This is a genomic window from Streptomyces sp. NPDC086989 (assembly GCF_044745505.1).
Lineage (GTDB): Bacteria > Actinomycetota > Actinomycetes > Streptomycetales > Streptomycetaceae > Streptomyces.
The window spans coordinates 320,189-343,337 of the sequence record NZ_JBIVAL010000007.1 but is presented as its reverse complement, the minus strand read 5'-3'; the positions used below and the strand labels follow the sequence as shown (position 1 = coordinate 343,337).

The window sequence follows — 23,149 nt, the reverse complement described above, 5'->3', positions numbered from 1 at the left end:
GGTTCTCACCGCGCGGCTCCCGCGGGTGTGCCGCCGCGGGGCAGTACTCCCAGGCCGGCGCGCGGGGCGGGACGTACGGTGCCGTCGGCGCCGCCGATCCCCTCCCACGGGTCGTCGGCGAGGAGCAGGTGGCCGTCCAGATCGACCCAGCGGGCCCGGTCGACCAGGTGGACTGCGGGTGCGATGCCGAGCGAGCTGGCGGTGAGGCAGCCGAGCATGAGGTCGGTGCCGCTGCCGCTCAGGACGGTGTGGATGCGCAGTGCGGCCCGTACGCCGCCGCACTTGGCGAGTTTGACGTTGACCCCGTGGACCCGGCCGGCGAGCGCTGCGGCGTCCTCGTAGGAGACGGCGTCCTCGTCGGCGATCACCGGGATCGGGGAGGCCGCGGCGACGCGGGCCAGGGCCTCGGGCCGGCCTGCCGCGACGGGCTGTTCCACGGCGGTGACGCCGAGGGCGGCGAAGCGCGGCAGCAGTTCGCACGCCTGTCGTTCGCTCCATGCGCCGTTGGGGTCGAGCAGCAGCTCTGCGGCGGGTGCGCCCTCGCGCACGGCCTGGGTCCGGGCGAGGTCGTCGGCCGGGTCGGGCGAGCCTGCCTTGACCTTCAGGACGGTGAATCCCGCCGCGGCGAGCCGGACGGCCCGGGCGGCGGCGGGGACCGGGGCGACGATGCCGATGGTGCGGGCCGTGGCCGCCGACGCAGGCCTGGGGTTGCCGAGCATCCGGTGCGCGGGCTCCCCGGCCCGCTTGCCGGTGAGGTCCAGTACGGCGGCCTCGATCGCGGCGAGCACTCCGGCGGGCAGGTCGGCGCCGACGGGGCCCGCGGGAGCGAGCTCGTTCCAGGCCGTCTCGGGGTCCGGCAGGCGCTCGACCGCGGGGCGCACGGCGCTCAGGTGGCGCAGGATGCGCTCGGTGCGCAGCCCGAGGTACTCGCTGCTGACGGCCTCTCCCCAGCCGCGCTGCCCGCCGTGTTCCAGCGAGACCCAGACGGCGTCGCGGCGGGCCATCACGGAACGGGAGATGCGCAGGGGCTCCGCCAGTTCCAATGAGGCGGTCTGCCAGGTCAGCCTCATACGGCACCTCCAGGGGCCGGAACGCGGCCGGCGGCGGATGCGCCGACGGGGTCGACAACGGTGCGGCAGCGAACCCAGCCGAAGGCCTCGGCCGTGTGCGGGTGCGAGATCTCCAGCGGACGGGTGGCCACCGGGGTGGTGGTCAGTCCGTGGGTGAGGCAGTAGTCGTCGTCGTACACGGTCCCGAGGTAGCGGTGCGGCCCGTCGGGGAAGACGGTGGCCACGACCGCGCCGGGCTGGGCCCGGGCCGCCCATGCGGAGACGAGGGCGACGGCACCGGTGCTCCAGCCGCCGCTGACGAAGCTGCCGCGGGCGAGCCGGCGGCAGGCGTCGACGGCCTCGGCGGGGCCCACCCAGTGCACCTCGTCGAACACGCCGTAACGGACGTTGCCGGGGTGGATGCTGCTGCCGAGTCCGCGCATCAGGCGCGGCCGGGCGGGCTGGCCGAAGATGGCGGAGCCGACGGAGTCGACGCCGATGACCTTCAGCCGGGGCCAGCGGCGGCGCAGCGGGCCGACCAGACCGGCGCTGTGCCCGCCGGTGCCCACGCTGCACACCAGGACGTCCAGGTGGTCGAGCTGGCCGATCAGTTCCGCGGCCATCGCCCGGTAGCCCGCCGGGTTGTCGGGATTGTTGTACTGGTCGGGCCAGTAGGCCCCCTCGGTGTGGGCCAGGACCTCGCGCAGCCGGCTGATGCGCGCCGCCTGCCAGCCGCCCTGGGCGGCCGGACGGTCCACGAGCTCCAGCCGCGCGCCGTACGTGCGCAGCAGCTGCCGCATCGGGGGTTCGAGTTCGGTGTCGCCGACGATGACGACCGGGTGGCCGAGGGTCTGTCCGGCGAAGGCCAGGCCGATGCCCATGGTGCCGGAGGTGGACTCCACGACCGGGGCGCCGGGTCGCAGTTCGCCGCGTCGGCGGGCGCCGGTGAGCATGGACATCGCGGCGCGGGCCTTCATCCCTCCGGCGCTGAGGCATTCGAGCTTGGCCCAGAAGCCGGGGTGCCGGTGGGGCAGGTCGGTGCGGATGTGGGCGACGGGCGTGCGCCCGATCAGGGCCAGGAGATCGGGGTTGGCCTCGGCGGGCGCCCTGCGCTCGGGCGGAGCGAGAGTCATGCACGGTCTCCGTAGCGGTGGATGGTTCCCGGGCCGCCGTCGAGCCAGAAGAAGGGGTACGGCTCGGCGGAGACGGCGCTCACCCCTGCTCCGAGGAAGCGGGGCAGGACGGCGCTGCCGGTCTGGGCGAACATCACGAGGGGCTTGTCCGTCCCGGTGGCATGGTCGAGCAGGGCTTGGAAGGTGCCGTTGCCGAGGGTCATGCCGGAGGCGAGGATCGCCCCGCAGTGCTCCAGGCCGTCGGCCGTGTCGGTCAGGACGGGCTCGCCCCACTCGGTGGTGCCGCCCTTGAGATCGCACGGCAGGTAGTCGAGGCCGCGCGCACGCAGCTGCTCCAGGAGGGAGTTGACGACCCCGACCACCAGGACCGGGCGGCCCTCGCCGGACCGGGAGGCGTATGCGGGCAGCAGGTCGACGACCGCACGGGCCCGTGCGCGCGAACGGCTCAGCGAACTGCCGGCCGGCAGGGGGTACGGGTGGGCACCGTTCTCCGGCGCGTGCGGGCGTGCGTGGGCCAGGTAGGCGTCGAGGGCCGCGATCCGCACCGCCGGCAGCGGATGGCCGAGCAGGTCGGCGACGGTGGCGCCCACGCAGTCGTCGAGGGCCCCGTCGGGCAGCGCCCCGGGCTCCACGGCGCAGGATCCGACGGCCGCGTCCAGGCGCAGGCTGAGCACCTCGTTGCGGTAGCCACGGGTGCGGCCCTGGTGGCGGACGGCCTGGGAGGTGGTGAACGCGAGCGAGATCCGCGCACGGGCCGGGTCCGAGCCGTACGCCCCGGCGCGGACCAGGTCGAAGAGCTGGTCCACGGTCCGGACGACAGGGTCTCCGCCTGCCCGTTCGTGCGCCCGAGGCCCTTCGGTTTCCAGCGTGTGGAGGGCAGACGGGGTCACGCGGGCACCGCCGCGGAGGGCTCGTAACAGGGGCGCAGTCCGGCGAGCAGCCGCTCGGCAGCGGCGCGGGCACCACCGCCCTCGGTGTCGGCGGTCATGACGTGCCCGAGGTACTCGTTGTTGCTGGTGGCGGCCCGTACCGTGCGGCCGGGTCCGGCGAGGGTGAGCTCCAGGACCTCGGGGCGGGCGCGGACGGCCTCCGCCCCCTCGATGGCGGCAAGGACGCCGTCGGTGTCGGGCAACAGGAACGAGATGGCGGCGCTGCGCACGCCGGTCGATCGCGGCGCCAGGTCGGGCGTACGCCCCAGGGCCACGTCCACACAGGCGGTGGCCAGGTCGACGCCGGTCACGTGCCGGACCAGTTCGGTGATGCGGTTGCCGGCCGGGCGGGGGTTGACCTCGACCAGCCGGGGTCCGTCGGGCGTCAGTTTGATCTCGGTGTGGCAGACGACCTGGTCCAGACCCAGTGCATTGACCGCCCGCAGCGCGGTCTCGGCGGCCTCGGACGCCAGGGCCGCCTCGATCCCGGCCGGGAACATGTGGCCGGTCTCGATGAAGGCGGGCGCCCCGCCGATGCTCTTGTCGGTGACGCCCACGACGTGGGTGGCGCCGCCGAAGGAGACGGTCTCCACGCTGACTTCGGGCCCGCCCAGCAACTCTTCGAGCAGGATCACGGGCGCGCGGTCCTGGCCGCGGGCGTTGACCGGGAACCCGGCCAGGTCCTGGCAGGCGAGCTCCAGTTCACGCTCGTCGCGCACCGCGCGGACCAGCATGCCCGCACACAGGTCCACCGGCTTGACGACGAGCGGGTAGCCGATCCCGCGAGCGGCGGCAGCAGCCTCCCCTGCTCCCTCGCAGAGCGCGAACCGCGGTCCGGCGACCCCCGCTTCGGCGAGTGCGCGGCGCGTCAGGTCCTTGCGGCACGCCGCCTCGACGGCCTCCGGGGCAGGACCGGGAAGGCCCAGCCGCCGGGCGGTGTGGGCAACCGCCGGCAGGTAGTAGTCGCACGAGGAGACCACGCCGTGGAAGCCGAGGACGGCGTGCAGGCCCTCGATCCGATCGAGGAGGGCCCCCGTGTCGTTGGTGTCCGCCGTGATGACATTGCGGGCCGTGAGCAGCGGGTGCAGCCCCTCCCCCGCCGGGGCTGAGCGCAGGTAGTGGTGCAGGTCGCGGGTGAGGAACGTGAACTCGTGCCCCTCCTCCCGGATCGCCCGGGGCAGCAGCCCGCTCATCGACCCCACCCAGCTTTCGATCACCAGCAGATGTCCCACCGGACTTCCTCCCAGACTGCCGTCGGCTCTGTGCGACGCAGACGTTATCGGAAATCGTTTTCATTTCCAATTGGCGACTTCGACGTGCTCGACGCCCCGGTACGGCGCCAGCCGGCGGTGGCGCGCCCCGGAGGGTCACCGCGTTCTCGGCAGGAGCACCCCGCACGGGCGACCTGCCTGCGGATGGCTTCCTCGCCCTCTGGGAGCAGGCCGAGAACCCGCCCGACGGCCACGGCGGATGACGCAGCACCCATGCGGGCAGTCGAGCAGCGGCGGCCCTGTGGCACCGCTGCCCGACTGCCCGGTCACTCGTGGACGCTCAGCGGCTCACGCAGGGCAGCCGGGCCATCTCCCGGGCGTTCTTGACGGCGGTGGCGAGGGCGCCGGGGTGGGGGTCAGGCTGTGTCGAGGAGGGAGTCGAAGGCTGCGGGCAGCTCCTTCCAGGCCTCGCGCCCCGCCATGTACTCCGCGTCCGTGAGCAGGCACGAGTCGAGGAGCCGCTCCAGCCCGTCCCGGTCGAGACCGGGCGAGGTGAAGACGAGGTGCTGGCAGCAGTCCCCGTGGTCCGGCTGCCAGTCGAGCGCGGCAGCCGCCCGACGCATGGGCGGGACCATCTCCCACGCCGCATCCGGCAGCGACGCCAGCCAAGGGCCGGCGCTCTCCACACGCAGGGCTCCGCCGGCCGCGTCCCAGGCGAGCAGCGTGTCGGGGCGGTCGGCGAGCCAGAACCGGCCGCGGCTGCGGGCGGCGGCGCAGCACAGGTCTTCGAGCGCCTGGTAGAGGCGTTCGGGGTGGAAGGGCCGCCGGCGGCGCCAGACGAAAGTGCCGACGCCGGCCTCGTCGGCGTCCTGCGGCAGGAGTGCGTACGCGGGGTGCTGGGCGGCCGCCGCGGCCTCGACATCGAAGCCCGCGAACGCGGCCCGGGCCAGTTCGACGGAACGGACGGGAACCCGCTGGGCGGTGGGGTGCAGTTGCGCGAGGAGCGCACGGTCCTCGTCGTCGGCCTCGTCGCTGTCGACGACGGCCAGGACGGGCGCGTACTCCAGCTGCCGGGCCCAGGTGTCCCCGACGGTCCGCTGGTCGGTGGGTGCCGCCGCGAGTCCGGCTTCGGCCAGGTCGTCGCCGTTGCCGAGACAGGGCAGGACGAGTGCCGGGTCCACGGCGGTGATCACGTTGGTCAGGGCGAGCCGGTCCCCTCCGTGCGCGACGACGACTTCCGCCATGGCCTTCGGCTCGACCGAGTCCCACAGTTCGACCACGGCGAGCCGGGTCAGGCCGCTGTCGGCCAGCCGTTCCAGTTCCGGCACCAAGTCCTCGCGCAGGGCGCAGCACGCGCAGTCGTCGACCAGCGGTGCATCACCGCGGGAGAGGGTGCCGGAGGCGTCGCGGACGATCCGGAGCACGGTGCCGCCGCAGGCTCCGGCCAGATCGTGGTGCAGCGCCACGCTCCCCTGCACGGAACGCAGAAGGCGTTCGACGACTTCCTTGCGCGCATCGGCGTGCATCCCGGCGACGATCACGACGGGAAGCTGGTGCTCACGCGCCGCCATCGGGTTCCGTAGCGGCGCTGGAACTTCTCGACGCGTCCGGCGGTGTCGAGGACGCGGGCGGTGCCCGTGTAGAAGGGGTGGCTCGCGGAGGAGATCTCCACGTCGACCACCGGGTAGGTGTTGCCGTCCTCCCATTCGACGGTCTTGTCGCTGGTCATCGTGGAACGGGTGAGGAAAGCGGTGCCGGAGGCGGTGTCGCGGAAGACGACGGGCCCGTAGGCGGGGTGGATGCCGGGCTTCACGGCAGAAACCTTTCGACGGTGGGGCGGGGTTGCCGGGGGTCAGCGCTCTTCGCGGAAGTCGACGTGGCGCCTGGCGACGGGGTCGTACTTGCGCAGCACCAGCCGGTCGGGGTCGTTGCGCCGGTTCTTGCGGGTGACGTAGGTGAACCCGGTGCCGGCCGTGGAGCGGAGCTTGACGATCGGGCGGATCTCGTTGCGTGCCATGGCGCTACTATATGGGAATGGTTTCCATTTCCAATACAGGGACCCCCGCGCGAGAGGCGGCATCCATGTCGGCGCACTGCCAACTGACCGGCACCAAGCCGGGATTCGGCAACAACATCTCCCACTCCCACCGGCGCACCCCGCGCCGCTTCGACCCGAACATCCAGCACAAGCGCTACTGGCTGCCCAGCGAAGGGCGCCACGTCCGCCTGACGCTCAGCGCCAGGGCGATCAAGACGGTGGACGCGATCGGCATCGAGGCGGCCGTGGTCCGCATCCGCGCCCGAGGGGGGAAGGTCTGATGGCGAAGCGGAGCAAGATCGCGAAGAACGAGAGGCGCAAGGCGGTCGTAGAGCGCTACGCCGCCCGCCGGTTCGAACTCAAGGCGGTCATCCGCCGCCCGTCCTCCACCACGGCCGAACGCGAGGCCGCCCTGACGGAGCTGCGCCGGCTGCCGCGCGACGCCAGCGCCACCCGGGTGCGCAACCGCGACAGCGTCGACGGCCGCCCTCGCGGCCACCTGCGCAAGTTCGGACTGTCCCGCGTCCGCACACGGAAGCAGGCGCACGCGGGACTCCTGCCGGGAGTGACCAAGTCGTCCTGGTAGCCACACCCCACGCCCGCCCGACCCCCGGTCCTGCGCCATCCCCGGCGCACCGCGTCCCGAGAACCTGGTCGGCGCGCGCCGGGCAGCACCGCCCCGGGAAGAGCACCCCGTTCCACGGATGGCGCCACGTTCCGGCACGACTCGCATCGCATCCACCCACCAGAACAGGGAGTTTCACCATGGCCGTCCCCAAGCGGAAAATGTCCCGCAGCAACACCCGCCACCGCCGCGCCCAGTGGAAGGCGACCACGCCCCAGCTGGTACCGGTCACCGTCGACGGCGTCGTCCACCTGGTCCCGCAGCGGCTGGTGAAGGCGTACGAGCGCGGCCTCATCCACCCCGAGGGCTGAGTCCCTGACCTCGTACGACCGCCTGCCCGTGGCGGTGCTGTCGGGCCTCCTCGGCGCGGGAAGGACCACGCTGCTCAACCGCCTGCCGGGCGACCGCGAAGGCCTGCGGGTCGCGGTGATCGCCAACGACATGAGCGAGGTCAACATCGACGCCGCGCTCGTAAGGGGCGGCGAAGCGGCGCTCTCACGGACCGACGAGACGAGCGGCTGGTCGAGATGACCAACGGGGCCCCCGAGTGACCGGCCTGTGGTCCCAGGCCGGCGCCGTCGCCCGCACCGAACCCTCCGGCACCCGCGGACCCGACAGCGCACAGGGCCAGGAGCTGGTCTTCATCGGCGCCGGCCTGGCCGCGGGACCCGACCGGTCCGTGACCGAGGCGTCCCCCGGCTTCACGAGTCGCCCCGCCGCCGGACAGCCACGAAGGTGCTGAGCGTCAGGCGGGCGTCCGCGCCGAGCGCGATCACTTTGCGTGGCACGCCCTCCGGGGCCGACTCGGGTCATCCGCTAGACAGCGTGGTCGTCCTCCAGCATGTGGCGTCGTTCCTGTTCGCGCTTGGAATAGGCGGCTGCCCGGATGGCCTCGTCGCTCTCCAAGCCGGAGCCCAGCGCGCCGCCCACTGTCGCGGTCGAAGCGACGAACCACGACAACGTCCAGTAGTCGGTTGTGTCCAGCGGTTCTCGTGTCATGGAAGCGAACACCTGGTCATTGAGGATGAACAGCGCCCACACCACGTTGATGAGCAGCAAACCCGCGTAGCAGACCAGCACCCCGATCCCTACGGTCAGGACCGTCGACGCGTTGTAGAGCCTCGCCTTCTGCCTCGCCTCCGGCGAGCCCTCGGCCGAGCGATGCCACAGCTCCGCGTCTACGATCAGCCAGCCGATCATGAGCGCGACAGAGCCGACCATGGCGATCACGAGGCGTGGTGTGCTCAGGGCCTCGGCGAGGGTCCAGACGGTGGAGTTCACGGTGGCGACCGCTCCCGTGGCGAGTGCGGCCGCCAGAGCTTTCGACAGCCCCGGCACCAAGCGCCAAGGCCGGTTGGCGCGGACCATACCGAGGAGCACCCGTAGGTAACCGCGTGGCCCGCTGACGACGTACCGCAGGTCGGCGGTCTCCTCCTCACCGACCTGGCCCGGATGAACGGGTGTGAGACGACCGGCGAACGGCCCCGGATGCCGCTGCCTTCGCGGAGCCTCCTCAACACCGGTGTCATGCGGACCGGCCAAGCCGAGCACGGCTTCTTCCACGGCCCGCCGGGCCCTTGTCTGCAGGCGCAGACCCCCCAGAGAAGGAAGCGAGAGCAGCGCCAACCCGTGTTCGTGACTCAGGTCCACAACGACCTTGTGCCCGTGTGAGTGCAGCGGAAGGTCGGTGAGGGCCACGATGATGTCCCAGTCCTCCGCACTTCCGCGGTCCATGATCCGGCGCATCAAGGTGCGCGGGTCCTCGGTCCCCGCGGTGAAGGGCTCACTGATCACCTTGACGTCGAACCGCTGCCCCTGGCCCGACTTCTCGGCGAGCCGAGTGGACAGTCCCCGGGCCATGCGCTGCGCGATTTCCGTCGGCGCGTCCGGATCCGCAAGAAGGGCTACGACCGTAACGTCCTGGGGCGACGTATGCATGACCCGACCCTTCTCGTCGGCTACCTCCACGATCGCAGGTGCCCACAGGATGCCCTCGCGGCGACGTCGGCACTCCGCGCGACACGCTGTCGTCCCGCCGGCAGGTGCGGCCGATATGGGCTGCCCTCCCCCGCCCGGCTACACCGACTGCCCCGCCGCCGGCCGAGGCCCTTCAGGGCCCGCGGAGCGGACCAGGTTGCCCGTCACCCCCCGGTGCTCGTGCACGAAGCGAATCGCCATGGCCCCCTCCCCGGCGGCCGAGGCCACTCGCTTGACCGAACCGCTCCTGACGTCGCCGGCGGCGAAGACCCCCGGGAGGGTCGTCTCCAGCAGCAGCGGATGGCGGCCGAGCGAGTCCCACCGGGATGCGTCGGCCACCGCTTGTGCGTCGGCACCGGTGAGGACGAAACCCTTCTCGTCCAGGGCCAGCACGCCCTTGAGCCAGTCCGTGCGCGGCCGGGCGCCGATGAACACGAACAGCGCGGCGGACCGCAGCTCGCGGCGCTCACCGCTTGCGTTGTCCTCCACGATCAACGACTCCAGTTTCTCCTCCCCGCAGACGCCCCGGACCTCGGTGTGGAGCAACACCTCGATCTTCGGGTGCCGTTCCACCTGATCCACCAGGTAACGCGACATGTCCGCGTTGAGGTCGCCGCCCCGGACGAGGAGATGGACCCGGGACGCGTGGTTCGCGAGGAACAGCGATGCCTGCCCCGCGGAGTTCCCGCCGCCCACCACGGCGACCGGATCCGCCTGGCAGAGACTGGCCTCGTGGACGGTCGCCGCGTAGTAGACGCTGATGCCCTCCAGGCGGTCGATGTCGGGGACCTCTAGCCTGCGGTACCACACGCCCGAGGCGAGGACCACGGCGCCCGCCCGCGCGCTGGACCCGTCTGTGAAGGTGACGACGTACTCGCCGTCCTGCGGGGTGAGCCCCGTGACCTGGGCCGGCACCATGAGGCGGGCGCCGAACTTGTGGGCCTGGAGCACCGCGCGTTCGATGAGCTCGCCCCCGGAGACGCCCGACGGGAAGCCGAGGTAGTTCTCGATGCGGGACGAGGTGGCGGCCTGGCCTCCGGTGGCCACGGCGTCGACGGTGACCGTGGTGAGCCCGTCGGAGGCACCGTACACGGCGGCGGCGAGTCCCGCGGGGCCCGCACCGACCACCATCACGTCGCACCGCGCGGCATCCGGCGAGGGGGCGGGCAGCCCGATGAGCCGGGCGAGTTCGGCGTTGCTCGGATTGCGCAGCACCCGCTCGCCCTTCCAGAGGACCACCGGGGTCTCCTCAGGTCGGATCGAGAACCGGCGCAGCAGCGCATCGGCCTCCTTGTCCTTCTCCAGGTCCACCCACCGGTGGGGCAGCCGGTTGCGGGCCGCGAACTCACGCAGCCGCAACGTGTCAGGGGAATAGCACGACCCCAGGATCCGGAAGCCGGCACCGAGACCGATGAGCAGATACCTGCGGCCCAGGTAGGCGCGGAGGATCAGGTCACCGAGGACGGGGTCACGGTCGACCAGGGCGCGTTGCCGCTCCACCGGCACGGCCAGGATCTCGCCGGCCTGGCGCATCACCGCGGTGTCGAAGGCGGCTTGGCCCTCCAGCAGACCGAGTTCACCGAGGAACCTGCCGGGCCCGTGCACGGCCACCGTGCGCTCGTCGGGCCCACCGTGGTCGTGGAGGATCTCGACGGTGCCGCTGAGGATCGCGAGGAACTCCCGGAACGGCTCACCCTCGCGGTACAGCACCTCGCCCTCGGCGACCTGGCGGCGTTCACCGTGTGCGGTCAGGTCCTGGAGCTGCTCGGGTGTCAGACGCGGAAACGCCCCGTACCGGTCAGGTGTCTCACGGACCGCACCAGGGTTGTGCTGGGCCGTGCCCATCAGACCAGGGCCTCGTGGACGAAGCACCAGCGCCAGTCCTCTCCCGGCTGGAAGGACTGCACGACGGGGTGACCGACGCTCCCCGCGTGCCGCCTGGCGTGCTTGAGGGGCGAGGAATCGCAGCAGCCGACGTGTCCGCAGGTGAGGCAGAGGCGCAGGTGCACCCACGGGGAGTGCTCCCTGAGGCAGTCCTCGCAGCCCTCCGGCGTACGCGGCGTCACTGGGCGCACCATCGCCAGGTGCGGGTCGGAAATCGTGGCCATGAGGGTTCTCCTTCCGGGAATGGGACGCTCAGCCGCGGTCGTTCACCCTCCTGCGGCGGGTTGCCGGCCCGCCATCGCCTGCTCGACCCACGCGCGCAGAACGTGCGCGGGTGCCGCGCCGGCCTGCCGGGCGACCTGCTCGCCCTGATCCAGGACGAGAAGGGTCGGAACGGCCTGCACTTCGAACCGGCGGCTGAGCTGTGGATTCTTGTCGACGTCGACCTTGACGAGCTTGATCCGTCCGGCGAGGTCGCGGGCGACCTGTTCGAGGGCGGGGCTGACCATGCGGCAGGGGCCGCACCAGGTGGCCCAGAGGTCGACGACGACGGGTACGGAGGCGCGCTCGGCGACCTCGGCGAAGTCGTCGTCGCCGGCGTCCACGAGCCAGGGCAGGGGCTGCTTGCAGTGGCCGCACCTGGGCCGTCCCTCGGCGGCCACGGGAACCCGGTTGCCGCGACCGCAGTTCGGGCAGGTCACCGTCGTCGTCCGGGTGGTGTTCACGCCGCCCTCGCTTCCTGGATCCCCTCCTGCTGGTCGTAGGTGACCACCAGCTCTGCGTGCTCGGCGTCGACGCGCACCGTCGCACCGTCCTGGACGTCGCCGCGCAACAGGGCGCGCCCGACCAGCGTCTCGACCTCGTGAGAGATGTAACGCCGCAGCGGCCGAGCCCCGTACACCGGGTCGTAGCCCTGGTGGGCGATCAACTCCCTGGCCGCGTCGGTCAGTTCGACGGTGATGCGGCGTTCGGCGAGCCGCTGGCGCAGTTCGTCGAACTGCAGCTCCACGATCCGCTCGATCTGCCGCTCACCGAGCGGCTTGAACAGCACGATGTCGTCGACGCGGTTGAGGAACTCCGGGCGGAAGTGTCCGCGCAGCTCGCCCATCACCAGGGCGCGGGCTTCGGGCTTGATCTCACCCTCGGCGGTGGCGCCGTCGAGGAGGTGCTCGGAGCCGATGTTGGAGGTCATGATGATCACGGTGTTGCGGAAGTCGACGGTGCGGCCCTGGGCATCGGTGATACGGCCGTCATCGAGGATCTGCAGCAGAGTGTTGAAGACATCGGTGTGCGCCTTCTCGACCTCGTCGAACAGCACGACCGAGTACGGCTTGCGGCGTACGGCCTCGGTGAGCTGGCCGCCCTCCTCGTAGCCGACGTATCCGGGCGGTGCGCCCATGAGCCGGCTGACGGTGTGCCGCTCCTGGTACTCGCTCATGTCGAGCCGGACCATGCTCTCCTCGGAGTCGAACAGGGCCCGGGCGAGGGTCTTGGCCAGCTCGGTCTTCCCGACGCCGGTGGGGCCGAGGAAGATGAACGAGCCGATGGGCCGGCGAGGGTCGCGGATGCCGGAGCGGGCACGGATGATGGCGTCGGCGACGAGCTTGACGGCCTCGTCCTGGCCGATGACGCGCTCGCGCAGGATCTCGTCGAGGCGCAGCAGTTTCTCGCGTTCGCCCTCCTGGAGGCGGGCGACGGGGACGCCGGTCCAGGCGGCGACGATCTCGGCGATCTCCTCCTCGGTGACGACCTCGCGCAGCAGCCGGTTCTGCCCTTGTTTGGCGGCCAGTTGCTCCTCCTCTGCGGCGAGTCGGCGCTCCAGGTCCTGGAGGCGGCCGTAGCGGAGTTCGGCGGCGCGGTTGAGGTCGTAGGCGCGTTCGGCCTCCTCCGCCTCGAGCCGGACCTGCTCCAGTTCCTGGCGCAGCTCCTGCACACGGCGGATCGCCTGCCTCTCGGCCTCCCACTGGGCGTGTTTGGAGTCGGCCTCGGCGCGCAGGTCGGCCAGTTCCCTGCGCAGCTCTTCCAGTCGGGCTTCACTGGCGGGGTCGGTCTCCTTCGAGAGGGCGGCTTCCTCGATCTCCAGGCGGGTGACGCGGCGGGTGATCTCGTCGAGTTCGGCGGGCATGGAGTCGATCTCGGTACGCAGCCGGGCGCACGCCTCGTCCACGAGGTCGATGGCCTTGTCCGGCAGGAACCGGTCGGTGATGTAGCGGTGGCTGAGGGTGGCCGCGGAGACCAGCGCGGTGTCCTGGATCTTCACTCCGTGGAAGACCTCCAGGCGTTCGCGCAGTCCTCGCAGGATGGAGACCGTGTCCTCCACGCTCGGCTCGTCGACCACCACCTGCTGGAAGCGACGTTCGAGGGCGGCGTCCTTCTCGATGTGCTTGCGGAACTCATCGAGGGTGGTGGCGCCGATCATGTGGAGTTCTCCGCGCGCGAGCATCGGCTTGAGCATGTTGCCCGCGTCCATGGCTCCCTCGGCGGCACCCGCGCCCACGACGGTGTGCAGTTCGTCGACGAAGAGCAGGATGCGACCCTGGGCGGCGTTGACCTCGCTGAGCACGGCCTTGAGCCGTTCCTCGAACTCGCCGCGGTACTTGGCGCCGGCGACCAGGGAACCCATGTCAAGAGCGAACACGATCTTGTCGCGGAGTCCTTCGGGCACGTCGCCGCGGACGATGCGGTGGGCGAGACCCTCGACGATGGCTGTCTTGCCGACGCCCGGGTCGCCGATGAGGACCGGGTTGTTCTTGGACTTGCGGCTGAGGATCTGGGTGACCCGGCGGATCTCGGCGTCCCGGCCGATGACCGGGTCGAGCCTGCCGGCCCTGGCCTCCACGACCAGGTCGCGGCCGTACTTCTCCAGGGCTTCGTAGGCGACTTCAGGGTTGGCGGAGGTGACGCGCTGGTTGCCGCGGACCTGGGTGAGCGCGCTCAGGAACGAGTCCCTGGTGATGCCGGCCTCTTTGAGCAGACGCCCGGCCTTGGTCGAAGGGCCCTCCTCGGCGAGGGCGAGCAGGAGGTGCTCCACGGACACGTACTCGTCCTTGAGGCGTTTGGCCTCCCGTTCGGCGGCATCGAGCAGGCGGGCGAGGCGCTGGGTGACGAAGACCTGGCCCGGTGTGGCGCCGGGGCCGGTGACCTTCGGACGACGGGAGAGTTCCTCGCGCACGGCCTCGCGCAGTTCGTCCGGCGCGGTGCCGGCCTGCTGCAGCAACCTCGGGATCAGACCGTCCTCCTGATCGAGGAGTGCGAGCAGCAGGTGTTCCCCGTCGACCTCTGTCTGCCCCATGCTGACGGCCGCGGACTGGGCTTCCTGGAGGGCTTCCTGGGACTTCTGGGTGAGACGATTCATGTCCATGGGGGGTTTTCACTCCTCGTGCCGCGCTCTCGCAGGGCGGCTTCGAGCAGGCTGATGCGATCGAGCAGGTCGAGCACCAGGCCGATCGAGGCGTAGTTGAGGCAGAGTCCGGAGCGCAGCCGCTGGATGCGGGCGAGCACCGCCGGGGCCGTGGGGTCGAACACCAGGTGGCCCGCGGCGTCGCGGTCGGCGTCGACCAGTCCGAGGGCGACGAACCGGCGGATCAGGTCGGGGTGGAGGCCCGAGTGACGGGCCACGGCGTCCAGGGAGAGTCTGCGGACGGGCACGAGCGCGTACCGGACGGCCGTCTCGGCGGTGAGGCCTGTGCCCGTTCGTACCGGACGGTCGCCCATGCCGGCCCGGCCGATGCCTGCCGCTCGCGCGGGTCGGTCGTTCATCGTGTCCTCCTGGGGTCGAAGGAGGAGGTGGCGGCGAGTTCCTCGAACAGTTCGCGCTCCCGGTCGCCCAGGGTGGGCGGCACCATGACGCGGAGTTCGGCGTACAGGTCGCCGTCGGCGCCGCGCGGGTTGGGCATGCCCTCGCCGCGCAGCCGCAGTCGCCGACCGCTGGACGAGCCCGCGGGCACGGTGACCTTGGCCGTGCCACCGCCAGGGGTGGGCACGGGCACGGTCGCACCGAGAGCCGCTTCCCAGGGGGTGACGGGGACCTGGACGTGGACATCGCGGCCGGCCAGCCGGAACTGTGGGTGGGGCCGGATGCGCACCCGCAGGTACAGGTCGCCTCCGGGGGCGTCACCACTTCCCTTGCCACCCTCCCCCGCCAGCCGGATGCGCTGTCCGTCGGTGACGCCCGGCGGCACGTTGACCTCGTACTGCCGCGGCTGCCCGGTGGGCCCGGCGAGCGTGACGGTGCGACGGCCGCCCCTGAACGCCTCCTCCACGGTGAGCGGCAGCTCGGCCTCCTGGTCGGCTCCCGGTACACCGCCGCGGGTGGCGCCTGCTCCGAAGAACGAACCGAACAGGTCCTCGATGTCGATGTCCTCCGCTGCGAAGTCGTCGCCGAAGCCGGTTCCGTACCGGACCCGGGGGCCGCCCGCGCCCGCGGTCCTCCGGGCGCGGAAGCCGCCGCCCGCGCCGGCCGCGACCCGTTCGTCGAAGTCCTCGGGGATCTTGCGGAAGTCCTCGCCGAAGCGGTCGTAACGGGCCCGGGTCTTCGGGTCCGACAGGACGCTGTACGCCTCGTTGAGGTCCTTGAAGCGTTCCTCCGCACCCGGGTCCTTGTTGACGTCGGGGTGGTATTTGCGGGCGAGCTTGCGATATGCCTGCTGGATCTCGTCCTGGCTCGCGGTTCGCGGCACGCCCAGCACCTCGTAGAAGTCCCGTGCCATCGCCGCTCACTCCCGCTTCGCGACGGTCACGGCGGCGGGCCTGAGCTGCCGTTCGCCGTCCCCGTAGCCCGGGCGCAGCACGTCGACGACCGTGCCGGGCGAGGCGTCGGGGTCCTGGACGACGCCGATCACCTCGTGCCGGGCCGGGTCGAACGCGACGCCGGTCTCCGCGTGCCGCGGGTAGCCGAGCAGTTCGAGGACGTTCACCGCCTGGTCGCGGACCGCCTGGACGCCCTCCACGATGGCACCGGGATCGGCGCCGGCATGGGTCAGGGCGAGTTCGAGGTTGTCCAGGACGGGCAGGAAGGCGGCGGCCGTCCTGGAACGCTCGGCCGTCCGCTCCCGCTCCAGTTCCCTGGCGTGGCGCTTGCGCAGGTTGTCGAGGTCGGCGAGCGCGCGCCGCCAGCGGTCCTCCAGTTCCCTGAGCTCGGCCGTGTACTCGTCCTCGGACGGTGCGGAGCCGCCGCCGGCCGCGCCGAGGCCGGGTTGCTCGTCCGTGGCAGGCCCCCGCCCCGCCGGCGGGTCCGAGCGCGGCAGATCCTCGGGGGGAGGGCCTCCTACGTCGCCCTCCGAGGCCGGACCGGTGTGCTCGGCCACGGCCGGGTCGGGTTCCTTGGGGTGGATGGGCATGGCGGTTCCTCAGGCCTTGTCGAACTCGGCGTCGATGACGTCGTCGTCACCGTCACCGCCCGTCGTGGGACCGCCGGTGGTGGGGTCCTGCCCGGGGCCGCCCGTGTCGGCGGCGGCGCCCTGGTGGGCCGCCAGCCCGGCGAGCAGTTGCTGGAGTTCGGAGGTCAGAGGCCGCACGCGCTCGATGCCCGCCTCTTCCTTGACCGCCGCCCGTGCATCGGATACGAGCATTTCGGCGCGTGCCCTTTCGTGCGCGGGGGCCGCGTCGCCCAGTTCCGTGAGGAGCTTCTCGACCTGGTAAGCGACGGCGTCGAGCTCGTTGCGGGCGTCGACGGCCTCGCGGAGCGCCTGGTCCTGGCCCTGGTTGCGCTCGGCCTCCTGGACCATGCGTTCGACTTCAGTGCGGTCAAGGTTGGAGCTCTCGCTGATGGTGATGCCCTGTTCCTTGCCGGTGTCCTTATCGCGAGCCGTGACGTTGAGGATCCCGTTGGCGTCGATGTCGAAGGTGACCTCGATCTGTGCTTCGCCCCGCGGCGCCGGCCGGATGTCGGTGAGCTGGAACCGCCCCAGCGCCCGGTTGTCGGCGGCCAGCTCGCGCTCGCCCTGGAGGACGACGATGTCGACGGCGGGCTGGTTGTCCTCGGCGGTGGAGAAGGTCTCGGAGCGGCGCACCGGGATGGTGGTGTTCCGCTCGATGATCTTCGTCATCACGCCGCCACGTGTCTCGACACCCAGCGACAGGGGGGTGACATCGAGCAGCAGGACGTCCTTGACCTCGCCCTTGAGCACCCCGGCCTGGATCGCGGCGCCCAAGGACACCACCTCGTCGGGGTTGACGCTCATGTTGGGTTCCTTGCCGCCGGTCAGCCGGCGGACCAGGGCCTGAACGGCGGGGATGCGAGTGGAGCCGCCGACGAGGATGACCTCGTCGATGTCGCTCTCGCCGACCTTGGCATCGGTCATGGCCTGCTGGACCGGTCCGAGGCACCGCTCCACCAGGTCGCCGGTGATCTGTTCGAAGGTGGACCGCATGATCGAGTCGGTGAGGTGCTTGGGGCCCGCGGCGTCGGCGGTGATGAACGGCAGGCTGACCTGCGTCTGCGTCACCGAACTCAGCTCGGTCTTGGCCTTCTCCGCCGCCTCGAACAGTCGTTGCAGCGCCTGCGGGTCCTTGCGGAGGTCGATGCCGTTCTCCTTCTGGAAGTCGTCCGCGAGGTGGTCCACCAGGCGCCGGTCGAAGTCGTCGCCGCCCAGGTGGCTGTCACCGGCGGTCGAGCGCACCTCCACCACGCCGTCGCCGACGTCGAGGATGCTCACGTCGAAGGTCCCGCCGCCCAGGTCGAAGACGAGGACGGTCTCGTGCTGCTGCTTGTCCATGCCGTAGGCGAGGGCTGCGGCTGTCGGCTCGTTGATGATCCGCAGCACCTCCAGTCCGGCTATCCGACCGGCGTCCTTCGTGGCGGTGCGCTGGGCGTCGTTGAAGTAGGCGGGCACCGTGATGACCGCCTCCGTGACCCGTTCCCCCAGCTGCTTGGAGGCGTCCTCGGTGAGTTTGCGCAGCACCTGGGCGCTGATCTCCTCAGGCGCGTACAACTTGTCGCGCACCTTGAAGCGGGCCGCCCCGCCGTCGCCCTCGACGACGTCGTAGGCGACCGCCCTGGCCTCGTCGGAGATCTCGTCGAAGTGCCGGCCGATGAACCGCTTGGCCGAGTAAATGGTCCCCTTGGGATTGAGAATCGCCTGGCGCCGGGCCATCTGGCCCACCAGACGCTCGCCGGTGTCGGTGAAGGCCACTACAGACGGTGTCGTGCGGTTGCCCTCGCTGTTGGGCACCACGGACGGCTCGCCGCCCTCCCACACAGCGATCACCGAGTTCGTGGTACCCAGGTCGATACCCACTGCCTTGGCCATGAGAGATCTCCGTCCTGGTGCGGCGGTCCTGCGCCGACTCTCCGGATCACGTTCGTGCTTCCAGAGCGTGTCCAGGGTGGCTGGCCGGTGGGTTTCGCGCCTGCTCCTGACGAGCCAGAAGTGCACGGGCCCGGTAGCCCCGCGAGTGCGAGAGAAAATCTGGACATCTCGGATGAGCCGCCCCCGAGTGGGTAGAGGTGCAGACGATCGCCTCCCCGGGTTCCGGGGAGAACGGAGCGAACGCATGGCTGTCAGCCGGGCACACAGCGTGTACGGCCGCTGCTCCGACCGGGAGGGCAGCCTCCCGACGGGTGGCGCCGGGCGGCATCCCGTGCATGCACGGAAGGGGCTGCGCCCACCCGCCACGAGCCCGGTCGACCGTGCCCTCCACCAGGTGGAGGTGCTTTCCCGCGCCCTGTCCGAAGCCCCTGACGAAGGCGAGATCCTGCGCCTGGCCATGCACCACATAGCCACCGCCGGGCCGTACCGTGCCGAAGCCGGATACCTCGAGGTGGACGGTGACCTAGTCCCCAGTCCGCGGAACGGCCGGACCCACGCCGCGTCCGTGGACCGGAGGGTCAGGGAGCTGGAGGGGCAGGACGGCCCTGTGACCGTACCCGGCAGGCCCTGGGGCTGGGCCCTGGGGCTGCGCGGGCGGGAGAGACTTCACGGGTACCTCGTGGTGACCTCCCCAGCCCGCCCCACGGGGGCCCAGCGGTCCCTGCTCTCCACGCTCGTCTGGCATACCGCCGCTGCTCTCTCAGTCGCCTTCGCGCAGCGCCGCCAACGCGAGGACGCGCTGGAGCTCCACCGGGTCAGGGAGGAACGCACCACTCTTCAGCAGCAGCTGATCTCCGTGGTGGCTGAGCTGGGGTACCAGCGGGCCGTTCATGCGCTCATGGCCGACATCGCCGCCTCCGGCGGCGGTGCGGAGGCCACCACCCGCGCACTGCACGAGCTCACCGGACTTCCGGCACTGGTCGAGGACCGCTTCGGCCGGCTGAAGTCCTGGTCAGGTTCCGGCCGGCCCGACCCTTACCCGGAACCGGATCCCGTGCGCCAGAACGACATGCTGCACGCCGTCGCCCGGGAGGTCGGACCCGTACGGATCAAGGACCGGCTGATCGCCCTGGTCCGCCCACACGGCGAGATCCTGGGCGTGCTGGCACTGGTCGACGCCCTGGACGAGGCCGACGAGCACACCGTGTTCGCGCTCGAACACGCCGCCACGTCGCTCGCCCTGGGGCTGGCACACCTGCGCAACCTGGCCGAAGTGGAGCTGAGGCTGCACCGCGAGCTGGTCGACGACCTCCTGGCGGGGACGGACGCCGCGAGCGCCTACGCCCGGTCCGAGGCAGTCGGACACGACCTGCACCGCAGCCACTACGTCGTCGTCGTGGAGTGGTCGAACCGGACCGCGGACGATGCGTTCGCCCGGACCGTGGGCCGGGCGGCCTCTGCCGTCGGCATGCGCTCGCTGCTGACCCAACGCTCCGACCACATCGTCCTGGTCGTTGACGACAGGCCGCACGGTTGCGCGCTGCACGAGGCGCTCGCCCGGGAGACCGGAACACGGTCCGGGACGATCGGGGTGAGCGCCCCTTCCGACTCCGTGCCCGACATCCCCCACCGCTACCAGGAGGCTCAGCGCGCCCTCGAAGTGCGCCGCAATTCTCGCGAGCGGTACGGCACGACCTTCTTCGACGAGCTCGGCCTGTACCGCATCCTGGGACCCGGCGCCGATCGCCAGGAACTGGAGACGTTCGTCCACGAGTGGCTCGGGCGGCTCATCGACTACGACTCCCGGCATCACGCGGCCATGGTGGAGACCCTCTCCCGCTACTTCGACTGCGGCGGCAACTACGACGAGACCGCCGGATCCCTCGCGATCCACCGCAGCACGCTGCGCTACAGGCTGCAGCGCATCCGCGAGATCAGCGGCAACGACCTCGCGAACGTCGAAGACCGGCTCAACCTCCAGGTGGCGACCCGAGTGTGGAGGATCGTGCTGGGCGGCCGTGAACCAGGAGAGCCCGGGTCTCAAGGTCGATCTGCTGAGCCTCTCCGGTAGGAACGACCACGACGGGAACGCGAGCGCCGGGCGCGCTGACGATCTCAGGCCGCTCGGCGACCACCGGTCGCAGACCGCCCGTGAGGCCGAGCACGGACAGCCCGGCGCACACCTCTTCGCGTACCTCGGGCTGGTCCTCACCGATCTCACCCGTGAAGACCAGGGCGTCCAGACGGCTCAAGGATGCCGCCATCTCGGCGATGCCCCGACGGCAATGGTGGGTGAAGACGTCAAGGGCCAGTGCAGCACGCTCGTCGCCCGCCGCCCGGCTGCGGACCAGGTCGCGCGTGTCGCCCGAAGTGCCGGAGAGGGCGAGCAGACCGGACCTGTGGTTCAGAGCGTCTTCGATCTCGTCCGCTGACACGTTCTTGCGTTTCAGCAACCACGTCAGGGCGCCAGGGTCGAGGCTGCCGCTGCGACGACTCATCACCAAACCCTCCAAGGGCGTGAAGCCCATCGTCGTGTCGACACTGCGCCCCTCGAGCACGGCGCAGGCGGAGCAGCCGCCGCCCAGGTGCACCATCACCAGCTGCAGCTGCTCAGGGCGGCGACCGAGGAGTTCAGCGGTCCGGGCCAGCGCCCAGGCGTAGGACAGACCATGGAAGCCGTAGCGGCGCAGTCCATACGCCTCGCGCCAGCCGGCGGGTACGGCGTACTCCCGTGCGGCAGCTGGGAGACCGGCGTGGAACACCGTGTCGAAGCAGACCACGTGCGGAACTTCGGGCAGCAGCTCCCGAGCCGCGTCCACAACGGTCAATGCCTGCGGGACGTGCAAGGGCGCGAGTTCTGCCAGCCGGTCCAAACGGACACGCACATCGTCGTCGAGCACGGTGTGGCTGCGCATCTGCGAGCCGCCGTGGACGATGCGGTGACCCACGGCTGTGGGAGCCGGCCCTTCCCCCAACAGCTGCCGCAGCGATCCGAGTGCGCCTTCGCCGGGAGGAGATTCGCTGTGGTGTTCGTTGAGGACCTCACCGCCGTCCCCGAAGACCGTCAGACGCAGACTCGACGAACCCGCGTCCGTCACTAGTACCCGGCTGATTCGTGTTCGCACACACCGACCCTCTCCCTCGTCCGCAACGGCACTGAGTACCCGATCCGACCACCCGGGAAACGGAACAGTCCGCGGGACACGTCCAGGGGATGCTGCGGCGGGTCTGATCGCGCCGGGACCGGGTGGGACCGGAGAATGCTCGCAGCCGGCCTGGCGGCCTCCTTCGGGGTGCGTAGGTTCGTCAACGCGCTGCTGCTCAGCATCTGGTTCATCGTCGCCGTCGGACTCGCGTACACCTTCCACCACGCGGCCCACGTCACCAGTCACACCTGGGCCCAGGCCCTGGTCTGGGCCGGAGGGTCGGCGCTGTGGATCGCGCTGACGTTCACCGAGTGGCTGTTCCGGGGCCGTCGTCCCGGCGGGGATTCCCGGCTCGGGGACCGCCGAGCCCCTCCCGCGTCGGCAACGCCAGAAGCGGAGGGCTGTGTGCGGTCACCTCAAAACAGCCCGGGTTCACAAAGAACAGCAGGTCAACGGACCCTTCCTCTGGGCTTCAGGTGGGTCGGGGGGAGCTGCGGGGCGGGAATCGGAGGGCCGTCGTAGCCCTTTACCTCGCCGTATCGGGAGCCGTTCATCCAGTCTTCTCGGGCCTGGGCGATCTCGTCGTGGGAGCGGCCGATCCAGTTCCAGAACATCACGATCTCCTCCTCGAACGGCTCGCCGCCCAGCAGCATCAGGCCCGCGTCCGAGGTCGCGCGCAGGGGGAGGTCCGTGCGGCCGCAGCCGAGGTAGAGCATGGAGCCCGGGAGGACCGGTACGCCGTCCACGTGGGCCTCGCCCGACATCGACAGCACCGCGTACTCGAAGTCCGGGTCCAGCGGGAGCCGGGTTTCGGTGCCCGCCGCGAGGGCCAGGTCGGCGCCGACGATCGGGCTGTACGCCGTGCCCGGCGAGGCCGCCGTGTCCAGGGTGCCCAGGATGACCGTCGCGGTCAGGCCCGGCGCCGTCACCTGCGGGAGCTCCGCGTGGTGCTGGAAGTGGGGGTCGACGTTGCGGTGGGCCTCGGGGAGGGCCACCCACAGCTGGGCCCCGTGCAGGATCCGGCCGTGCGGGCGGGGGCTCTCCTCGGAGTGGCTGATGCCTCGGCCGGAGGTCATCAGGCCGAGCTCGCGCGGGCGGATCGTCTCCAGGCTGCCGACGCTGTCGCGGTGGAGCACCTCGCCGTCGTGGAGCCAGCTCACGGTCTGGAGCCCGCTGTGGGGGTGCGGGGCGACCTGCATGCCGGGCTCGCCGGCGATGTCGTCCGGGCCGTAGTGGTCCACGAAGCACCAGGCGCCCACCATGCGGCGGCCCAGGTTCGGCAGAAGCCGGCGGACCTCGGTGGACTCCCCGAGCTGGACCGTGCGCGGGCTGAGGAGCTCACGGACGGGTTCGGCCACGACGAAGCCGCGGCCGCCGCAAGCGGAAAGAGCGGGCTGGCGATCGAGATTGCTCATACCCCCCAACCTAGTACGCGCGCCGGTGCCGCGTTCGGTGGAATGCCCGGCCGCCGTCCCGTGTTGGAGGGGGCGGACACAGCACCGGAACACCATCCGGGCACCACCCCGACGGCGGAAGGGACGCGATGAACGCGCCGACGACCTACTTCGAGCACGGGACGGCAGCCGAGCGCTGGGAGCGGGCCCGGCTCTTCTTCGATGCGAAGGAGTACGCGACGGCCGCGCGCATCCTGCACCCGCTGGCCGAGGAGGCCCCCGAGCAGCTGGCGCCGCGCCTGCTGCTGGCCCGCGCCTACTACCACTCCGCCCAGCTCTCGCGCGCCGAGCAGGAGCTCCGCGCCATCCTGGAGCGCTGGCCGGTGGAGGACTACGCGCAGCTGATGCTCGGCCGGACGCTGGAGCGCCGGGGCCGGGCCGCCGAGGCCGCCCCGTACCTGCGGCTCGCCGCCGCCATGGCCGGCGAGTTCCCCGAGTAGGCGGACAAAAGGC

General features: G+C 71.4%; 24 protein-coding genes and 1 pseudogene. 7 read left to right on the top strand and 18 right to left on the bottom strand.

Going from position 1 to position 23,149, the window contains the following annotated elements; all coding sequences use genetic code 11:
• Positions 1-5: 5 nt before the first annotated feature.
• The 7 genes from ACIPK4_RS19580 to rpmG all read right to left on the bottom strand — a co-directional run bounded on the left by ACIPK4_RS19580 (position 6) and on the right by rpmG (position 6,339).
• On the bottom strand, positions 6-1,070 hold the full coding sequence (locus tag ACIPK4_RS19580; protein ID WP_402314161.1) for a dipeptide epimerase: 1,065 nt from the start codon (positions 1,068-1,070) through the stop codon (positions 6-8).
• Positions 1,067-2,182, bottom strand: coding sequence for a PLP-dependent cysteine synthase family protein (locus tag ACIPK4_RS19575; protein ID WP_402314159.1), 1,116 nt, complete (start codon positions 2,180-2,182; stop codon positions 1,067-1,069). The genes ACIPK4_RS19580 and ACIPK4_RS19575 overlap by 4 nt, the downstream gene beginning before the upstream one ends.
• Entirely contained in the window at positions 2,179-2,988 is an 810-nt protein-coding gene (locus tag ACIPK4_RS19570) for a Rossmann-like domain-containing protein (RefSeq protein WP_402314157.1), read from the bottom strand. The genes ACIPK4_RS19575 and ACIPK4_RS19570 overlap by 4 nt, the downstream gene beginning before the upstream one ends.
• 80 nt (positions 2,989-3,068) lie before the next feature.
• Complete coding sequence (locus ACIPK4_RS19565; protein ID WP_402314155.1) at positions 3,069-4,343, bottom strand: ATP-grasp domain-containing protein; 1,275 nt, start codon at positions 4,341-4,343, stop codon at positions 3,069-3,071.
• A gap of 395 nt (positions 4,344-4,738) precedes the next feature.
• A complete protein-coding gene (locus tag ACIPK4_RS19560; protein ID WP_402314153.1) occupies positions 4,739-5,893 on the bottom strand; it encodes a CobW family GTP-binding protein in 1,155 nt (384 codons plus the stop codon).
• Complete coding sequence (locus ACIPK4_RS19555; RefSeq protein ID WP_402314151.1) at positions 5,860-6,135, bottom strand: type B 50S ribosomal protein L31; 276 nt, start codon at positions 6,133-6,135, stop codon at positions 5,860-5,862. Before ACIPK4_RS19555 ends, ACIPK4_RS19560 begins: the two co-directional genes overlap by 34 nt.
• Positions 6,136-6,174: 39 nt before the next feature.
• Positions 6,175-6,339: a 50S ribosomal protein L33 gene (gene rpmG / locus ACIPK4_RS19550; RefSeq protein ID WP_402314149.1), complete on the bottom strand. Its 165-nt coding sequence runs from the start codon at positions 6,337-6,339 to the stop codon at positions 6,175-6,177.
• A gap of 65 nt (positions 6,340-6,404) precedes the next feature.
• Between rpmG and rpmB the strand changes: the two genes are divergently transcribed.
• The 5 genes and pseudogenes from rpmB (at position 6,405) to ACIPK4_RS19525 (ending at position 7,727) form a co-directional block, all read left to right on the top strand.
• Positions 6,405-6,641 carry a 50S ribosomal protein L28 gene (gene rpmB / locus ACIPK4_RS19545; RefSeq protein WP_402314147.1) on the top strand — a complete coding sequence of 79 codons (237 nt, stop codon included), beginning with the start codon at positions 6,405-6,407 and terminating at the stop codon, positions 6,639-6,641.
• Positions 6,641-6,946 (top strand): 30S ribosomal protein S14, encoded by a 306-nt coding sequence (gene rpsN / locus ACIPK4_RS19540; RefSeq protein WP_402314145.1) that lies wholly within the window; start codon positions 6,641-6,643, stop codon positions 6,944-6,946. The genes rpmB and rpsN overlap by 1 nt, the downstream gene beginning before the upstream one ends.
• A gap of 179 nt (positions 6,947-7,125) precedes the next feature.
• Entirely contained in the window at positions 7,126-7,296 is a 171-nt protein-coding gene (gene rpmF, locus ACIPK4_RS19535) for a 50S ribosomal protein L32 (protein WP_402314143.1), read from the top strand.
• A 4-nt stretch (positions 7,297-7,300) separates the two neighbouring features.
• Positions 7,301-7,524: pseudogene (locus ACIPK4_RS19530) on the top strand (GTP-binding protein); the annotation flags it as partial.
• Between the two features lie 8 nt (positions 7,525-7,532).
• Entirely contained in the window at positions 7,533-7,727 is a 195-nt protein-coding gene (locus tag ACIPK4_RS19525) for a GTP-binding protein (protein WP_402314141.1), read from the top strand.
• Positions 7,728-7,801: 74 nt separating this feature from the next.
• Here ACIPK4_RS19525 and ACIPK4_RS19520 read toward each other — a convergent pair whose 3' ends face one another.
• The 9 genes from ACIPK4_RS19520 to dnaK all read right to left on the bottom strand — a co-directional run bounded on the left by ACIPK4_RS19520 (position 7,802) and on the right by dnaK (position 18,096).
• Entirely contained in the window at positions 7,802-8,923 is a 1,122-nt protein-coding gene (locus ACIPK4_RS19520) for a hypothetical protein (protein ID WP_402314139.1), read from the bottom strand.
• Positions 8,924-9,061: 138 nt separating this feature from the next.
• Positions 9,062-10,807: an FAD-dependent oxidoreductase gene (locus ACIPK4_RS19515; RefSeq protein WP_402314137.1), complete on the bottom strand. Its 1,746-nt coding sequence runs from the start codon at positions 10,805-10,807 to the stop codon at positions 9,062-9,064.
• The gene (locus tag ACIPK4_RS19510; protein WP_376197145.1) at positions 10,807-11,070 is read right to left on the bottom strand and encodes a UBP-type zinc finger domain-containing protein; all 264 of its coding nucleotides are present in this window, start codon (positions 11,068-11,070) and stop codon (positions 10,807-10,809) included. The genes ACIPK4_RS19515 and ACIPK4_RS19510 overlap by 1 nt, the downstream gene beginning before the upstream one ends.
• Positions 11,071-11,112: 42 nt before the next feature.
• Complete coding sequence (trxA, locus tag ACIPK4_RS19505) at positions 11,113-11,571, bottom strand: thioredoxin (protein ID WP_402314135.1); 459 nt, start codon at positions 11,569-11,571, stop codon at positions 11,113-11,115.
• On the bottom strand, positions 11,568-14,207 hold the full coding sequence (gene clpB, locus ACIPK4_RS19500; protein ID WP_402314133.1) for an ATP-dependent chaperone ClpB: 2,640 nt from the start codon (positions 14,205-14,207) through the stop codon (positions 11,568-11,570). Before clpB ends, trxA begins: the two co-directional genes overlap by 4 nt.
• Positions 14,198-14,605: a chaperone modulator CbpM gene (locus ACIPK4_RS19495; protein WP_402314131.1), complete on the bottom strand. Its 408-nt coding sequence runs from the start codon at positions 14,603-14,605 to the stop codon at positions 14,198-14,200. Before ACIPK4_RS19495 ends, clpB begins: the two co-directional genes overlap by 10 nt.
• Positions 14,602-15,555, bottom strand: a complete 954-nt coding sequence (locus ACIPK4_RS19490) for a DnaJ C-terminal domain-containing protein (protein WP_402314129.1) — start codon at positions 15,553-15,555, stop codon at positions 14,602-14,604. The genes ACIPK4_RS19495 and ACIPK4_RS19490 overlap by 4 nt, the downstream gene beginning before the upstream one ends.
• Before the next feature lie 6 nt (positions 15,556-15,561).
• Positions 15,562-16,185 (bottom strand): nucleotide exchange factor GrpE, encoded by a 624-nt coding sequence (locus ACIPK4_RS19485; protein WP_402314127.1) that lies wholly within the window; start codon positions 16,183-16,185, stop codon positions 15,562-15,564.
• A 9-nt stretch (positions 16,186-16,194) separates the two neighbouring features.
• Positions 16,195-18,096 carry a molecular chaperone DnaK gene (gene dnaK / locus ACIPK4_RS19480; RefSeq protein WP_402314125.1) on the bottom strand — a complete coding sequence of 634 codons (1,902 nt, stop codon included), beginning with the start codon at positions 18,094-18,096 and terminating at the stop codon, positions 16,195-16,197.
• A gap of 244 nt (positions 18,097-18,340) precedes the next feature.
• Here dnaK and ACIPK4_RS19475 point away from each other — a divergent pair, with 244 nt between their 5' ends.
• Complete coding sequence (locus tag ACIPK4_RS19475; protein ID WP_402314123.1) at positions 18,341-20,167, top strand: PucR family transcriptional regulator; 1,827 nt, start codon at positions 18,341-18,343, stop codon at positions 20,165-20,167.
• Here the strand turns inward: ACIPK4_RS19475 and ACIPK4_RS19470 are convergent.
• Positions 20,067-21,221, bottom strand: a complete 1,155-nt coding sequence (locus ACIPK4_RS19470) for an acetate/propionate family kinase (protein ID WP_402314121.1) — start codon at positions 21,219-21,221, stop codon at positions 20,067-20,069. The two genes, ACIPK4_RS19475 and ACIPK4_RS19470, sit on opposite strands and share 101 nt — an antisense overlap.
• A 470-nt stretch (positions 21,222-21,691) precedes the next feature.
• Positions 21,692-22,657 carry a pirin family protein gene (locus ACIPK4_RS19465; protein ID WP_402314119.1) on the bottom strand — a complete coding sequence of 322 codons (966 nt, stop codon included), beginning with the start codon at positions 22,655-22,657 and terminating at the stop codon, positions 21,692-21,694.
• 128 nt (positions 22,658-22,785) lie between these two features.
• On the opposite strand from ACIPK4_RS19465, the gene ACIPK4_RS19460 reads away from it, so the two are divergent.
• Complete coding sequence (locus ACIPK4_RS19460) at positions 22,786-23,136, top strand: tetratricopeptide repeat protein (protein ID WP_385189556.1); 351 nt, start codon at positions 22,786-22,788, stop codon at positions 23,134-23,136.
• Positions 23,137-23,149 lie beyond the last annotated feature (13 nt).

Excerpts from the sequence above, each read along its gene's own strand:
- ACIPK4_RS19580 (WP_402314161.1), bottom strand. The coding sequence starts at position 1,070 with ATGAGGCTGACCTGGCAGACCGCCTCATTGGAACTGGCGGAGCCCCTG.
- ACIPK4_RS19575 (WP_402314159.1), bottom strand. The coding sequence starts at position 2,182 with ATGACTCTCGCTCCGCCCGAGCGCAGGGCGCCCGCCGAGGCCAACCCC.
- ACIPK4_RS19560 (WP_402314153.1), bottom strand. The coding sequence starts at position 5,893 with ATGGCGGCGCGTGAGCACCAGCTTCCCGTCGTGATCGTCGCCGGGATG.
- rpmG (WP_402314149.1), bottom strand. The coding sequence starts at position 6,339 with ATGGCACGCAACGAGATCCGCCCGATCGTCAAGCTCCGCTCCACGGCC.
- rpmB (WP_402314147.1), top strand. The coding sequence starts at position 6,405 with ATGTCGGCGCACTGCCAACTGACCGGCACCAAGCCGGGATTCGGCAAC.
- rpsN (WP_402314145.1), top strand. The coding sequence starts at position 6,641 with ATGGCGAAGCGGAGCAAGATCGCGAAGAACGAGAGGCGCAAGGCGGTC.
- rpmF (WP_402314143.1), top strand. The coding sequence starts at position 7,126 with ATGGCCGTCCCCAAGCGGAAAATGTCCCGCAGCAACACCCGCCACCGC.
- ACIPK4_RS19520 (WP_402314139.1), bottom strand. The coding sequence starts at position 8,923 with ATGCATACGTCGCCCCAGGACGTTACGGTCGTAGCCCTTCTTGCGGAT.
- ACIPK4_RS19515 (WP_402314137.1), bottom strand. The coding sequence starts at position 10,807 with ATGGGCACGGCCCAGCACAACCCTGGTGCGGTCCGTGAGACACCTGAC.
- ACIPK4_RS19510 (WP_376197145.1), bottom strand. The coding sequence starts at position 11,070 with ATGGCCACGATTTCCGACCCGCACCTGGCGATGGTGCGCCCAGTGACG.
- clpB (WP_402314133.1), bottom strand. The coding sequence starts at position 14,207 with ATGGACATGAATCGTCTCACCCAGAAGTCCCAGGAAGCCCTCCAGGAA.
- ACIPK4_RS19495 (WP_402314131.1), bottom strand. The coding sequence starts at position 14,605 with ATGAACGACCGACCCGCGCGAGCGGCAGGCATCGGCCGGGCCGGCATG.
- ACIPK4_RS19490 (WP_402314129.1), bottom strand. The coding sequence starts at position 15,555 with ATGGCACGGGACTTCTACGAGGTGCTGGGCGTGCCGCGAACCGCGAGC.
- ACIPK4_RS19485 (WP_402314127.1), bottom strand. The coding sequence starts at position 16,185 with ATGCCCATCCACCCCAAGGAACCCGACCCGGCCGTGGCCGAGCACACC.
- dnaK (WP_402314125.1), bottom strand. The coding sequence starts at position 18,096 with ATGGCCAAGGCAGTGGGTATCGACCTGGGTACCACGAACTCGGTGATC.
- ACIPK4_RS19475 (WP_402314123.1), top strand. The coding sequence starts at position 18,341 with ATGGCTGTCAGCCGGGCACACAGCGTGTACGGCCGCTGCTCCGACCGG.
- ACIPK4_RS19465 (WP_402314119.1), bottom strand. The coding sequence starts at position 22,657 with ATGAGCAATCTCGATCGCCAGCCCGCTCTTTCCGCTTGCGGCGGCCGC.
- ACIPK4_RS19460 (WP_385189556.1), top strand. The coding sequence starts at position 22,786 with ATGAACGCGCCGACGACCTACTTCGAGCACGGGACGGCAGCCGAGCGC.